The following is a 13,121-nucleotide window of genomic DNA, read 5'->3' as shown; positions in this document are numbered from 1 at the left end:
ATGAGCGCATTGAAATTCAGTTGGAAGTCGTTATGAAAATTTCACACATAGCAAAAGCGATAGCATTGGCCTCATTCCCAATAGCGTCATCAGTGTTGGCTCAGACAATCTTACTTGATGGCAAGTTAGATGAGCCACAGTGGCAGCAAGCAAAAGCATTTAATACTTTTTATAAAGTTGTGCCTGCCACACTCGAAAAAACAAACAAACAAGTTAATGCCAAAGTCTACAGCGATGAAAAAGGCATTTATGTTGGCATTATTAATTATCAAAGTGCCGAGACGCGTAAAAAACAATTCAATATCAAAGATAACTTTATGCAAGGCGAGTTTAATCGTATTTATCTCGACTTTGGCGGTGATGGCAGTAGTGGTTATTTATTTGCAACAACCCTTGGTGGCGGCACGCAAGACGCGGTACTTACGCCGCAACTAACAACTGACTATGATTGGGACGGAGACTGGCAAAGCCAGTACTTTGAGCATGACGATTACTGGTCAACAGAAGTGTTTATTCCTTGGCACACTGTATCCTTCCACCATTCAGCGGATGAAAATGGTCAATCAGAGATTGGTGTTTCTATTCAGCTCTATGATATTGCTAATAATTTTATTTATGCGAGTCAAAAACAAACCATTGGTAACAGTGACTTTTATTTAGCGATGCCGAAGGTATCTGCTGAGATCCCTAATCAGCAGCAGCTGGCGTTTATCCCTTATATTACCCAGCAAAACGATTTATCAGACCGACAAGGTGATAAAGGGCAAACTGATGTGGGTTTTGACTTAATTTATAAACCTGCGCACCATCAGAAGCTGAGCGTGTCAGTGAATCCAGATTTCGGTCAAGTTGACAGTGACGACGTAAATATTAACTACAGTGCAGTTGAAACACTGAGAACCGATAAACGCCCGTTTTTCACCCAAGATATCAGCGTATTTAACGTTCAAGCAGAGCAAAATACCAAGCTGATACATACTCGCCGAATTGGTGCGGGCAGTGATGATGGTAGTGAGCATATTACGCCAATAGATGCCGCAGTACGATTTGTACATCAAGGAGAGCAATTGCAACTAGGTGCATTTGCTGTTGAAGAGTCGAATTTAGACAGTGATGCAGGCAAATCATTTTATGCGGCAAGGGCGAAATATCGCCAAAATAATTGGCAAACCGGCTTGTTAACCACCCATGTTAAGCGCCCATACCTAGATAGAAGCGCCAGTACATTGGCTTGGGATAGCCAGTATCAAAGTGCAACTTGGTCATTACAAGGAGCGTTACTGCTTAGCCAAATTGATACAGATGCTGAAATAAATACCACACAAACAGGAAACGGCCTGAGCTTAAACTTAGGCTATCAGTTTTCACCCAATACAAAAATTACGAATCGTTACTTAAAACTAAACGACCAGTTCGACAATCGAGATATGGGGTATTTGGTTAGAAGCGATTGGCAATATGCTCAGTCTGAGTTTGAACATTCGGTGAATTACTCGAATGATTGGGTTACACGTGTGAAGCATGTGGTAAAGCTCAGTCATGAAAGTAATGGCGCGTCACAAAGTTTACCCGCTTGGCAAACATATTCTAGCCAATTTATGTTAACGACAGGGGCACAGTTTAACTTAACCTTTGATTACTTAACTCAAGGCAAGCAAGATAATATCGGCTTTAACACTACCGCATTTACCCAGCCCTCGTCACAAGGTGTCAGGCTATTTTACCAAAGCCCATATGTAGGAGACTTCAGTTGGGCAGCTAGCTTTGAATATGACAAAGAAGGGTTCGACTCAACATCAACTCAATATGCGGTGGACTTAACTTGGATGCCACATGCCAATTGGAGCTTAAAGTGGAATAACTATTTAAGAACCGGTGAAGGTTGGCTGGTGGCAAATCAGCAAAATGTGATCAGCGAATACGACAGAGATTACTTTGCTTCAAATATCATCGTAAATGGCCTGATCACTGAGAAATTAGAGTGGTCTAGTTCAATACAAGTCGCTTTTTTAGATGCTAAAACTCAGCAAGTTTTTGCAGTACAAGAGCAAGGCGAGCTGCTCAAGCAAGTTCTTGACACCAGCTTTGAAGATAACCGCTTAACTGCCCAGTTTAAATTGCGTTATCGTATGGGACCATTTTCAGATGTGTTTTTTGTTTACCGCAGAGGCAGCGTCGATAGCGCCACTTATGAGCGTGGTTCAATTGGTCAAAACAGTTATGGCAATCGCACAAGCTCGCTTTGGACAAACCCGATTGAAGACAGTGTGACGTTTAAGGTTCGATATTTATTCTGATTGTGATTAAAAAATTAGTTAACATATCAAAGGGGCAAAACGCCCCTTTTTTAGCATGAAATAGAGACGTCTCCTCGGTTACTTGATTATGGCCTCTAAAAGAGGTCATGATTATTCAACGTCTTTTATTAAGTATTTAAAAGAAAATGGTTATTGGTAAGTGAAATTATGAGTGGATCCTTTTAATTTTCTTCATGTATGTGCAATATAACTATTGCATCCGTACTGGGCTGGGCCTTGGTTATTTTGTTTGTATTTTGGGTGCTGGCAATGTGGTTGGTGAGCCGTTGAAAACCAGCCGTTCTGAAGCTAGGGTGTAAGGCTGGCATGTCAACCGATTGAATTGTCTACTGATATATAACATTGTGTAACCATTGTTGTTTGTGGAGATTAAAGCACTATGAAAAAACAAACTATTGGGGTATTTATGACTTTAGGTTCATTTATATCTTTTCTGATAATGTTTTTACTCGGTAAGGAGGCAATTGACTCTATTCCTTTAATTATCAAAGTTCTGCTTTTTGGGGGCTTTATTGTTGGTATGATTTTAACGGGAAGATATATAAAGTTCTGAGGAATTAAAAGAAAATAAAAAAGATACCTACCTTAAATTTGAACAATTCATTTGTAACTCCACCCAATTTAGTACAGCTATTTTGTAGAATCTTACTCAGCCTTAAGATAACCAATTGATGTCAAATCACTCAGTGAATCATGAGCCCGCTCATAGCTAAAGACTTGGTTTTGTCTATCTTAGCTTAAGTTAATAATAAAATTATTAGGTGCGCCCTTTTAATCTTCTTCCTAGAGGTTTTATTATGTTCAGAGAAGCTCTTAGGTTTATTGCTCGAAAGTAGTTTAGGAAATTGAATGAAGACTTTACTCTTACTATTTGTTTTATTTACACCAATAAGTTTAGCTTTTGATATAAATGTAAATATTCCTTCTAAAGAGTTTTGCAGAAAATTAGAGGAAGCGGGTGCGCTTTATCAGAAAGAGCAAGACATAAATAGACCAGAATTTGATGAACTATTTAATAGTCAATTGAATTCAATGGGGAGTTGTTTGTATAAGAAGGGAAAGAAAGCAGAGGCAATTGAGTTTTGGTTGCTAGCGGCTTCATTCGGCTCTGATTATGGAGCCGAGTTAGCAGGGAACTATTTAGCTAATGAAGCGAGTAATGTGAGAGATTTGTTTGCAGGCTTGTCTATACTTCGCCAGCTAGGAGTAAAAAATACTAAAGCTTTGAATCGTTATAGAATTCAATATGCTTTAGCGATTCTTAAAGGTGAAATTGTTAACGAGAATATTCGGGTCGCATTATTTAATTTATATGAAGCGATGCAAAATGGTTCTGCTGAGGCAGCATATTTAATCGCTTACTTTAAATCTACAAATGTATTTCCTGATAAAAACGAAAAATATTCAAAGGAATATTGGATTAAAATTGGGGATAAGCTAATTGGAACACAGTCTTATCAGAATTTTATCGATAAAGCGTTTTTAAGTGATTTGTATGGGGCATCTATGGTAATAATAAGAGGAAAGCAAAAAAATAATGGGTGACCCCGTTTGTTTCTAATGCTTCTAAAATAAAGCGCTTATAGCGCTTTATTTTAAATTGATATAACGAAGAAATACGAAGAAATAACGGGGTCAGGTCTTGGAAAAAATAACGGGGTCAGGTCTTGGAAGAAATAACGGGGTCAGGTCTTGGAAGAAATAACGGGGTCAGGTCTTGCACCGTGCAACATCAGAAAGGTTAACTAAATATAGTTAACCTTTTCTTTTTGTTTATTTAAAAGTTATGAGTAGGCCATTACGTTTGGAGTTTTCTGGTGCTCTTTATCATGTCACTTCACGTGGTAATGAGCTAAAAGCCATTTTCAGAGATGAACAAGACTTTGCAATCTTTATGGCTGTTTTAGCGTCGGTATGAGACAGGTTTAATTGGGTAATTCATGCCTGTTGCTTGATGTATAATCACTATCATCTTTTAATCGAAACGCCTGATACCAATTTATCAAAGGGTATGCGGCAGCTGAATGGAGTTTACACACAAAAGCTTAACCGCAAGCACAGTTGTGTAGGGCACTTATTCCAAGGTCGTTATAAAAGTATTTTGGTTGATAAAGACAACTATTTATTGGAGCTTAATCGTTATATTGTTTTAAACTCGGTGCGGGCAAAGGGTATGATTGACCACTCCATAGGAGTGGTAGTGAAGTAGTTATCATGAAACCATATAATCGAGCTTCACCTGATTGGTTGGAGACCGATGCTTTATTGTTAATGTTTGCAAAAAATAGAAAAAAAGTCATAAAAAAATATATGGAGTTTGTGGCTCAAGGTCGTGGTGTTGCTGTTTGGCATAATCAAAAAAAACAAGTATTTATGGGTGATGAGGACTTTGTTGAACGCCACCAAGCGATGCTCGAATATGACGTTAATATAATGCTTAGCGAAGTGCCTAAAAAGCAAATAAACATTCAGTCAATCAGCTTTCTTAAGGATAAATACCGTGATGATAAGTTAGCTATGACGAGTACTTATTTAAATGGTCGCAATACAATGACTGAGATAGCAGCTGGGTTTGGGGTACATTATTCAACAGTCAGTAGAGCTGTTGCAAAAAAACAAGACGCGACCCATTTGCTACAGAAGTATGATTATACAGTGGAGTATTCATATGCAAACAATAAGAACAAGTATTTTATTGTCAGTTAAGAAGAACTTAATATATTGGTTTTCTTTAATATCTTTAATACTAGTAACATGTTTTTTTAACAACTTGGGAAGATTACCTGATCACTATAGCACAGAGGATTCGGATCAAAAAAATGTTATTGAACCACTGTTCAAAAGTATTGAAGAAGCTAAAAGATATTATGATGTTCAAGAAAAGCAAAAATATGAGAAGTTTAATGACATTATTGTTGCTAAGCTCGCCAACGATGAGTTGATTCAAAACCTGTGCATTGCAATCATTTTTATTAGCCTAATGGTATTTTTTTTATGTAAAAGTAAATTTGAATTGTACTTTTTGTTTATTTCATATCTTATTGTAGGCTTGGTAGGTATAGTAAATGGAGTGAGCTTAATTCTTATTATTCTTATAATTCTTGCTTCGATAAAGACTTATTTGATTTATTCTATAAAAGAGCTCCCCAAAAACTGGGATAAGTCAATTGACCAAGATAAATGGAATAGAAAATAAAACAAAATAACGGGGTCAAGACTTGCGTCGTGCAACATCAGAAAGGTTAACTATATTAAGTTAACCTTTTATTTTTTTATTTAAAGGTTTTTAGTAGGCCATTATGTTTGGGGTTTTCAGTCGCACTTTATCATGTCACTTCACGTTGTAATGAGCGAAAAGCCATTCTCAGAGATGAACAAGACTTTGTTGTGATTTAATTAGGACACCACCTTGAAGTCCTCGCATTAATGCTGAGGTCTATATTTGTTTGCTTGAATCTCGAAAGCTTTTTGTCTAAATCGCGTTTTATAGATATTCGACTCTCGTTACATCTGTGTTGGTGATATCAATTGCTGGCATTTATAGAATCTGACAGGTTGTCAGCTTCTATACATTTATTCTCAATAAACCAACAGATTGAATGGTTATCTAATCAAATGCCACTTGGTTTGGCGACCAGCCAAGTACCAGACAGCCTTACCATCAAATACCGCATCTTGTTCTAGCTTGATTTGGATCCATTGATTATCCCATTCAGGTAGCTGCATTTTCACATTACCTTCAATGGCATACACCGTATTTGGATATAATTTCCAATCACCTTGAACTGGGGTCGGGCCTTGATTATCCCACATGCCAATGGTTGGGCCCGGTGCGTGGCCGACAAAACCCAGCGGGTGAGTGTAAGTGCTGCTGATGATGTTCTCAGCTTCACTTTGCTTAATGGTGTTGGCTAAGACCTGATTCCCCGTTAAACCTGTTTTGAAATTACGAGTAAGGATGTCCTGCCAATGATTGCCCAACTTCATTGCAGATTTTAAGCCTTCTGGCACATCGGTTTCGTTGAGTTTTAAGACGTAGCCCATCTCTTGCGTGTCGGTACACTGGTTCAAATAGCAAATACCTACATCGGTGTGAATGATATCTCCCGGTAAGATTACACGGTTATATTCGCCTAAAAACGGGGCGTCTTTGTCAACGTTATCGCCTTGGCGTTGAATATTCACATAAGGTTGGAACCATGGTCTGAGTTGCAATGCTTCAAAGCGCTCTCGTAAATACCAAGCGACATCATCGGTGGTCGTCACCCCAGGCGTAATGACTTTATTAGAAAAAGCTTCTGCAATAACGCCGCGAGCCAGAGTGACTGCAGTAGGGTAAACTTGAAGTTCTTTTTCGCTGCGGGTCTCAAGCCAACGGATCACTAAGTCCTCTGCACTGACTAAACGCTTTTGGTACTTTTTAGGTAAATTATCAAGTAGTTTATTATGTAAACCAACGCTTAAGCCGTCAGCGAGCGCCCAGTCTTCACTGATATTAATACCGATACGTTTCGGATCTCGCTCAGCAATGACTTCAGCTAAACGCTGCCACTGTTGCGCTTTGCTACCGCCTTCCCAGACAGTTGGATATAAATCGCCGATTGGATAGCGGCTGACACTGAACCGCTCGACACTGCCATCTGGTTGTTTTGAAAAAACGAGCAGTGTGGTGCGTCGGGCAGCAAAAGTGGGTTGTGGAACCAAGGTATAAAATAATTTGTCTTCACCGTATTCGCGATTGATCACCAGCCACATATCAAGATCGGTTTCTTGCATCAGCTTTGGCAGCAAATTGTCGAGTCTATCTTTTACCATGTCATTGATTGGTGCAACACGCTCTTTGAAAGACAATACGTCGGGTAAGGTGTCTATTTCGCGCCCTTGAGCGGCTTCTGTTGCTACTAATTGAGCACTCACTCCTGAAAGAGCGAGCATTAAAGCAAGTTTTTTAAACATACTGACGACTTCTTCTAAAACTGAATATCTTATTTGATAGTATGTAAGGCGAAATTTAGCTGCAAGTTAGTTTCGGTAGGAGGCTTGTTTTAAGCGGTTATTAATGGGGTACTTATTTTTTATTTATGAAAATTCAACTCTTTAAGGGTTAGAAAGGAACAACAGTTATCTATCGATTTGTTGCTGCAAATATTCAATGGCTGCAGTCAATTGGTTGTCAACCTGCTCGCGGTGGCTCTGAATGGTTCTTGGTACCAATATGTCTGGTTCAATACCCGCATTAATAAGTGCATCACCGTTTAATCGGTTGGCTTTCATATTTGTATAAATGAAAGTGACACCTTGTGAGGAGTTACGATTAAACCCACCGAATAAGTCCATTTCAATTATGTTGCCATTTATACCTGATGTCGGCTCCCCTAGTATTGGGATCCCGCCACTTCTTGCAAAAATTAAGCTATGTTCATTTGAGCTCTGGCTATACCTTGAAGAAAGTGCCACCACGGGAATATTAAGTTTATTTTCAGCAGGTTGGATAGTTTGTGATAGTTGCTGTTGTTTACTATCTGTTTGATTTGGAGCACCTTGCCATGAGTAAGAAATAGTATCGTTAGTGGCTGTTCGCTCTATAAACCAACTCAAAACGGTTTGCCAACCGTACCAATCTGTGGGGTAATTTCTCATATCCAACACAACGCCTTTGGCACCTCGTAATTGTTCTAATAGGCCAGTGGTATCATTGCTAGAAATATTGTAAACATTTAGACGATAAAAGCCTTCTGAAAGCGCTTCAATTTTTTCATCGCGCCTCGGCACATACCTTAACCCATGAAAAGTCGTTAGCGCCTCGATAGGTTTTGGCGTTACTAGAACTCTGAGGTTTTGACCATCAGGTTTTTTTATTTGATACTCAGTGCTATCAAGTGATGCAGTAAATACATCTGTGTAAGCAGGGACTTTTTTACGATGCAGGTCGCTCTTCAATGAAGTAACTGCTTTACCTTCTAGGTACTCATGAATGTTTTGGTCATTAATTTCTAGAATTTCATCGCCAATTTCTACGCCTGTTTGCTGATTTTCTTCTGCTCGAACGACAATCGCTTTACCTTCAATAAGCTCATACAAAAAAGGGATATATTTATTTTTTACATATTGCTCAGGAGTAGGCAGATTAATAACGATATGGTTGTCTTTTAGCTTGGTGAACTCGGTATATATTTTTGCTCTTCTTTGAATGAAATCATCTTCTTCACATGCCTGTAGTAAAGCTGGCAAACTGGCTTGCCAATTTACCGGAACCTGATCGAAATAGGGCCAAAAATGATTGATAGCTGCCCACATACTAGAAACTGAAGCCATACAAATTTCAGTGTGTTTGAACTCTTCTGAGATCTGCCAGCGGCCAAGTTGTTGAAATGTTTGCCCCTGCAACTCTAAATTTGCAGGAAGATACAAAGGAAAGTACAAAGGTTCTTGAAAGTATTCTATTTCTGCAATGCGCTCGTTGCTAGAATAATTGCGGTTTCTCAAATCAACATAATCATTTGTGAAAAGGCTACGTGTATATACGTCTTGATTTAATGGAGCGTTTTGCACCCATGTAGAGACTAGAGTGTTATTTGCTACTTCTGGTAATTGTGATTGACTTCTTGCCAAATACGGCGCAATTTGCCTAAGTAAAAATAGTCCTTTCTCAGCTCTCTCAGCCGGAGGAGTTTGGCTTATCTCCACAATACTTTCAGCAATAAACAAAGGCCAGTTGGAGTCTTTGGCTGTTTCTGAAGGGTAGAAGTATTGAATAGTATGAGCCAGTTTGACAAACTCTTCTATGTCTAATCTTAATTGTTCATTGTATAAAATGTCTGGTTTAAGTTGAGGTGCATTAGGCAGAGGTGAGACTGCTTCAAGTTTATCAGAATGTTCAATTGGGATATCGTTAGATTGAGTCTTATCAGATCCGCATCCAATAAGAGTAAAGCCCACTACTAGTGTAAATATCGCTCTGTTCATTATAATTCCTTTTTCTTTTTAGGTACAAAGTAGTGCTTTTTTTGTACAAAGTAAATGTTTTAGAGCGTAGTAATATGCCCTTGCTAACTTTGTCTTTTTGTACTTTCTTTGTTTATAAGGCTATAGCCTGTGATACAAAATATGCCCGCTAAAAACCATAAAATACCAGCAATAATAGAAAATGCTGTCACCTGTTCGGGAAAGAGCAGGCTCAAAGGCAAGGTGGCGATCCCTCTAAGCGAACAAATCACAGAGATGGTAATGATGGCTGGTTTTAACATTGGCACTTTTCTGATCACCCCAGCGCCAGACAAACAAAAAATGGCGGTCGCAACAAATAGCAGTGATACCAAAGTTGTTTCTAAGGCTGCACGCCAAGGTGCAGATTTAGAGAGTTCAATGAGAGCTTCAGGTGCCATTTGTACACGATAACACTCTGGACCTAACACAATACAAGACATATGAGACAGGGCTGTGAAAAAGGCAAGTGCTGCAACGCTTATTAGCATTAATGACCCTGACGAGGTGATTTTCATTTTATTACGGTTCCTTTGATAGCAAAAATTATTAAGATTTAGGTTAAGTGTAAGCAACTTGATGTTATGGCACCTCAATACCCTCTGATGTCTCCGTTTTAGTTTTAAAAGCTTCGAACAAAGGCTCGATTCCGTCTTCTTTGCCTAAAATCAGTAGCAGTAATAATAGTCCTCCAGGTAACAAAATGAGCTTCAGGATAGGCCCTAGTACATAACTATAAAAGCCAATAAAAGGTAAAAAAATTAAGGCCCCAATAATGCGAAAAAATAAGTCCATTGTAATCTCCAAGTTAAAAGTGAGCGCGCTCATAATAATATTGAGCGCGCTCATTTTTCAATAAGAACTTGGCATTTTTTTTTTAACTTGTTTTAATATCGCGTGATTTTAGGAGGTAGGGTGTCAAAACGAGAGCAAACAAGATCGCGGATCTTATCGGCTGCATGGCAGCTTTTCACTGAAAATGGCTATGAAAACACCAGTACTAGAGATATTTCTTCAGCGGCAGGTGTTGCGACAGGTACCGTTTTTAGTCACTTTCCAAATAAACTTGATTTACTCAAATCAGGTTTAGAGAGCAAATTAAATAACTTATTAACTGAAACGGCTAAGTCAGACACTTCAACAACACCCATTGATAGACTGTTGCACTTTGCGTCGTCACTGTATCCGTTTTACTTGTCTCAACGAGAGTTTAGTAAAGTCTTATTCAAAGAAATCTTATGGCAAAGTCAGTCACTTGACCCACAGTTGAATGCTTTTAAACATCAATTGGCGTTTGGAGATGATGAAAAATTGGCGTATGTCGATATATTAATGGACGTATATTTTATGACCTTACTTGCTGGTTTAAATGATGATGCACAAAATGACGTTTCACTCATTGCGAAGTTAGAAGAAAAGCTTAAGTTTATTTCTGTGAAGTAACAACTCGAGCCCCTTTGAAATTATTGGGATTCGAGTTGGTCTAGGTCTTAAGTAACAGTACTTAAATACTCTTGAGGAGCTAAATATAAAGCGCTAGATCTTAAAAAATTGCACTGATTGATAACCACTGTTGGTGATGTGTATTTCTAGCGGCTCATTTTTTAAAACAGATTGCTTGATGCCTAAACTGAGACTTTGTAGGTCTTTTAAAACTTCAGGTGGAACGTCACCACCTTGATAAACGGGAAACTTAGCAACCCACACCCCTGCTTTGTTTTTCTTCAAAAGCAAAACTTCACCTTGTAAGCCATCATAGACTTTTTGATCAATCAAATATTGGTGAACTTGCTCTGCAATAGACTTATCTACACTTGAAGTTTCATATACAAAAGAGGCTTTGCCATGTTGTAAGTTGCTAAAATTATTACTTAAAAAAATCGCACCCAACACAAATACGATAACTGAAACAAACACAAGAATGGCTTTAATCACGTTATTTACCCAATAAGATTCTGATAATGAACTATTTTAAATAATTGCCAGATATTGGCTATCAATTGGAGACTAACCGACTATTTTCAATGCTGAATGAACAGCAATGAAAATAGCCGCTTACAAGCCAACTAGTAAAAAAAGATCAGTGTTTAAACCTTAAATTTACTGATATCTTTTTCTAATTCATTGGAGATGTTTTTTAGGTTTTGACTGGTTTGTGCATTTTCAGAGGCACTATTCGCCACGCTCTTGATACTGGTTGTGATTTGATTAATGTTTTCGGCGACTTCATTTGCAACAGTCGTTTGCTCCTCGGTAGAAGTCGATATAACAATGTTTAGATCTGCAATTTCAGAAATAGCTGAAGTTATTTTTTGTATTGAATCAGCAGAGCCTGCAGCAATAGAGACGCTCTTTTCTGTTTGATTTGCTGCTTGCTCCATACTATCTACGGTACGCTTTGACGCATCTTGCAGTGATACAATCATTTCGCTGATTTGCTCAGTCGCTTTTTGCGTATTGTGGGCTAACTGCCTTACCTCATCTGCCACAACTGCAAAACCGCGGCCTGACTCTCCCGCTCGGGCTGCTTCAATTGCAGCATTTAATGCAAGTAAGTTGGTTTGCTCGGCAACACTTTGAATGATCTGCACGACACTATTAATTTCGTTAGTTTTAACACTTAATAAGTCTATATCGCTTTTAGTTTGGTTGAGCAATTCATGTAATTGATTAATCGCTTGGATATTATCCTGAACACTTTTTAATCCTGCTTGAGCAAGGGTGTCGGATTCATTGGCTTTGTGTGATGTGGTTACTGCTGTATCTGCAACGCCTTTAATCGCTGAACTCATTTGAGTAATGGCCGTTGCTAACATGGTTGTCTGCTGCTCTTGTTGCTCAGTGCTGTTGGCAATTGACAGGCTATTTTCAGATAGGCCCTCCGTTTGTGAACGTAAATTAATTACAAGGTCCAGCAACTCGGTAATTAACGCATTAAAATGAGCAAGCATAGTGTTTACACTTGATGCAGTTTGAGAAAATTCATCACCACCATTTTCATCTACACGCAGGGTTAAGTCAGTGTTGTCAGCAATGTTTGCCATAATTTGGTTTATGTTATTGAGTGGCATTGTAATCGAACGATTTATTGCAATCGCTAAGAAAATAACGATTGCAAGAAGAATGATACATACCGTAGCCAATATCATTTTTTCTTTTTGATAGTCTGCAGCAGCTTGGTCCGAAAATTGTTGTGAAGTATCAAGTTGAAGATCAATCAGTGCATTTAAGCTTGAACTAAAGGGATCAAATGTAGCGTAAAGTACTTTAACAAATTGTGAGGGTGATTCTGTTAAAGCATCGCCAGATCTAAGCAGAGACTTATACTGTTCTACTTTCGTTTTTACATTATCAAATAGAGCTTCACTATTTCTTATTAGCCTTGATTCTTCAGGTGTAAGCTCAGTTTTAAGATAAGCTGCCCATTGTGAAGAGGCTAAGTTCTCTGCATCGTTTATAGCGTTTAGTAGTTCGGCTTTAGACATTAAACCTGCATTATATTTATGCAAATTATCAACGATACTCACTGCATAGTTATCAGACACAACTTTAATTTGTTTGAGCGGCACCACTTTGTCGTTATTAATACTTTGAATTCCGGCAACTAAGTTACCAGTAAGCACCAGCGTTACAGCAGCAAGTAAAAGGAAAGCGATACAAGGGAGCGCAACAAGTAAAACAAGTCTTGCTTTGACGGAAAGTTGATTTAAGAACATCTTTATACATCCAAACTTACTTATCTTGTAAGTATTAATCAGTTTTAAAAAATTACTATGTAAAACCTAGGGTAAATAATTTATTTTTCAAACTTATGGCAAA

At 38.3% G+C, this 13,121-nt stretch carries 14 protein-coding genes; 8 read left to right on the top strand and 6 right to left on the bottom strand.

Annotation, left to right across the window (positions count from 1 at the left end):
• Positions 1–32: 32 nt before the first annotated feature.
• The 7 genes from ACGHEH_RS05695 (at position 33) to ACGHEH_RS05665 (ending at position 5,514) form a co-directional block, all read left to right on the top strand.
• Positions 33–2,297 (top strand): DUF5916 domain-containing protein, encoded by a 2,265-nt coding sequence (locus tag ACGHEH_RS05695; protein ID WP_390442714.1) that lies wholly within the window; start codon positions 33–35, stop codon positions 2,295–2,297.
• A gap of 400 nt (positions 2,298–2,697) precedes the next feature.
• Positions 2,698–2,871, top strand: a complete 174-nt coding sequence (locus ACGHEH_RS05690; RefSeq protein WP_390442712.1) for a hypothetical protein — start codon at positions 2,698–2,700, stop codon at positions 2,869–2,871.
• 296 nt (positions 2,872–3,167) lie between these two features.
• Positions 3,168–3,863, top strand: a complete 696-nt coding sequence (locus tag ACGHEH_RS05685; protein WP_390442710.1) for a hypothetical protein — start codon at positions 3,168–3,170, stop codon at positions 3,861–3,863.
• Between the two features lie 241 nt (positions 3,864–4,104).
• Positions 4,105–4,236, top strand: a complete 132-nt coding sequence (locus ACGHEH_RS05680) for a hypothetical protein (RefSeq protein ID WP_390442707.1) — start codon at positions 4,105–4,107, stop codon at positions 4,234–4,236.
• Between the two features lie 36 nt (positions 4,237–4,272).
• The gene (locus ACGHEH_RS05675; protein WP_390444147.1) at positions 4,273–4,527 is read left to right on the top strand and encodes a transposase; all 255 of its coding nucleotides are present in this window, start codon (positions 4,273–4,275) and stop codon (positions 4,525–4,527) included.
• Between the two features lie 5 nt (positions 4,528–4,532).
• Positions 4,533–5,024 (top strand): hypothetical protein, encoded by a 492-nt coding sequence (locus ACGHEH_RS05670; protein ID WP_390442704.1) that lies wholly within the window; start codon positions 4,533–4,535, stop codon positions 5,022–5,024.
• Positions 4,987–5,514, top strand: a complete 528-nt coding sequence (locus ACGHEH_RS05665; protein ID WP_390442701.1) for a hypothetical protein — start codon at positions 4,987–4,989, stop codon at positions 5,512–5,514. Before ACGHEH_RS05670 ends, ACGHEH_RS05665 begins: the two co-directional genes overlap by 38 nt.
• A gap of 407 nt (positions 5,515–5,921) precedes the next feature.
• On the opposite strand, the gene ACGHEH_RS05660 is transcribed toward ACGHEH_RS05665, so the two are convergent.
• From ACGHEH_RS05660 to ACGHEH_RS05645, 4 genes are all read right to left on the bottom strand, one after another.
• The gene (locus tag ACGHEH_RS05660; RefSeq protein WP_390442698.1) at positions 5,922–7,274 is read right to left on the bottom strand and encodes a M24 family metallopeptidase; all 1,353 of its coding nucleotides are present in this window, start codon (positions 7,272–7,274) and stop codon (positions 5,922–5,924) included.
• Between the two features lie 165 nt (positions 7,275–7,439).
• A complete protein-coding gene (locus ACGHEH_RS05655) occupies positions 7,440–9,284 on the bottom strand; it encodes a S41 family peptidase (RefSeq protein WP_390442696.1) in 1,845 nt (614 codons plus the stop codon).
• A gap of 83 nt (positions 9,285–9,367) precedes the next feature.
• Entirely contained in the window at positions 9,368–9,820 is a 453-nt protein-coding gene (locus ACGHEH_RS05650) for a hypothetical protein (protein ID WP_390442694.1), read from the bottom strand.
• 64 nt (positions 9,821–9,884) lie between these two features.
• The gene (locus ACGHEH_RS05645; protein WP_390442691.1) at positions 9,885–10,097 is read right to left on the bottom strand and encodes a hypothetical protein; all 213 of its coding nucleotides are present in this window, start codon (positions 10,095–10,097) and stop codon (positions 9,885–9,887) included.
• A 120-nt stretch (positions 10,098–10,217) separates the two neighbouring features.
• Here ACGHEH_RS05645 and ACGHEH_RS05640 point away from each other — a divergent pair, with 120 nt between their 5' ends.
• Positions 10,218–10,745: a TetR/AcrR family transcriptional regulator gene (locus tag ACGHEH_RS05640; protein ID WP_390442688.1), complete on the top strand. Its 528-nt coding sequence runs from the start codon at positions 10,218–10,220 to the stop codon at positions 10,743–10,745.
• A gap of 93 nt (positions 10,746–10,838) precedes the next feature.
• On the opposite strand, the gene ACGHEH_RS05635 is transcribed toward ACGHEH_RS05640, so the two are convergent.
• Together ACGHEH_RS05635 and ACGHEH_RS05630 are read right to left on the bottom strand one after the other, a co-directional pair.
• Positions 10,839–11,237 carry a hypothetical protein gene (locus ACGHEH_RS05635; protein ID WP_390442685.1) on the bottom strand — a complete coding sequence of 133 codons (399 nt, stop codon included), beginning with the start codon at positions 11,235–11,237 and terminating at the stop codon, positions 10,839–10,841.
• Between the two features lie 152 nt (positions 11,238–11,389).
• Complete coding sequence (locus ACGHEH_RS05630) at positions 11,390–13,018, bottom strand: methyl-accepting chemotaxis protein (protein ID WP_390442682.1); 1,629 nt, start codon at positions 13,016–13,018, stop codon at positions 11,390–11,392.
• Positions 13,019–13,121 lie beyond the last annotated feature (103 nt).

This window comes from Pseudoalteromonas sp. MTN2-4 (assembly GCF_042848605.1).
Taxonomy (GTDB): Bacteria; Pseudomonadota; Gammaproteobacteria; order Enterobacterales; family Alteromonadaceae; genus Pseudoalteromonas.
Note: the sequence above shows the minus strand (reverse complement) of the source record. Positions and strands in the feature narration are given on the sequence as shown.

What these genes read in the sequence shown, in the direction of transcription:
- ACGHEH_RS05695 (WP_390442714.1), top strand. Translation starts at nt 33, where the DNA reads ATGAAAATTTCACACATAGCAAAAGCGATAGCATTGGCCTCATTCCCA.
- ACGHEH_RS05690 (WP_390442712.1), top strand. Translation starts at nt 2,698, where the DNA reads ATGAAAAAACAAACTATTGGGGTATTTATGACTTTAGGTTCATTTATA.
- ACGHEH_RS05685 (WP_390442710.1), top strand. Translation starts at nt 3,168, where the DNA reads ATGAAGACTTTACTCTTACTATTTGTTTTATTTACACCAATAAGTTTA.
- ACGHEH_RS05680 (WP_390442707.1), top strand. Translation starts at nt 4,105, where the DNA reads ATGAGTAGGCCATTACGTTTGGAGTTTTCTGGTGCTCTTTATCATGTC.
- ACGHEH_RS05675 (WP_390444147.1), top strand. Translation starts at nt 4,273, where the DNA reads ATGTATAATCACTATCATCTTTTAATCGAAACGCCTGATACCAATTTA.
- ACGHEH_RS05670 (WP_390442704.1), top strand. Translation starts at nt 4,533, where the DNA reads ATGAAACCATATAATCGAGCTTCACCTGATTGGTTGGAGACCGATGCT.
- ACGHEH_RS05665 (WP_390442701.1), top strand. Translation starts at nt 4,987, where the DNA reads ATGCAAACAATAAGAACAAGTATTTTATTGTCAGTTAAGAAGAACTTA.
- ACGHEH_RS05660 (WP_390442698.1), bottom strand. Translation starts at nt 7,274, where the DNA reads ATGTTTAAAAAACTTGCTTTAATGCTCGCTCTTTCAGGAGTGAGTGCT.
- ACGHEH_RS05655 (WP_390442696.1), bottom strand. Translation starts at nt 9,284, where the DNA reads ATGAACAGAGCGATATTTACACTAGTAGTGGGCTTTACTCTTATTGGA.
- ACGHEH_RS05650 (WP_390442694.1), bottom strand. Translation starts at nt 9,820, where the DNA reads ATGAAAATCACCTCGTCAGGGTCATTAATGCTAATAAGCGTTGCAGCA.
- ACGHEH_RS05645 (WP_390442691.1), bottom strand. Translation starts at nt 10,097, where the DNA reads ATGGACTTATTTTTTCGCATTATTGGGGCCTTAATTTTTTTACCTTTT.
- ACGHEH_RS05630 (WP_390442682.1), bottom strand. Translation starts at nt 13,018, where the DNA reads ATGTTCTTAAATCAACTTTCCGTCAAAGCAAGACTTGTTTTACTTGTT.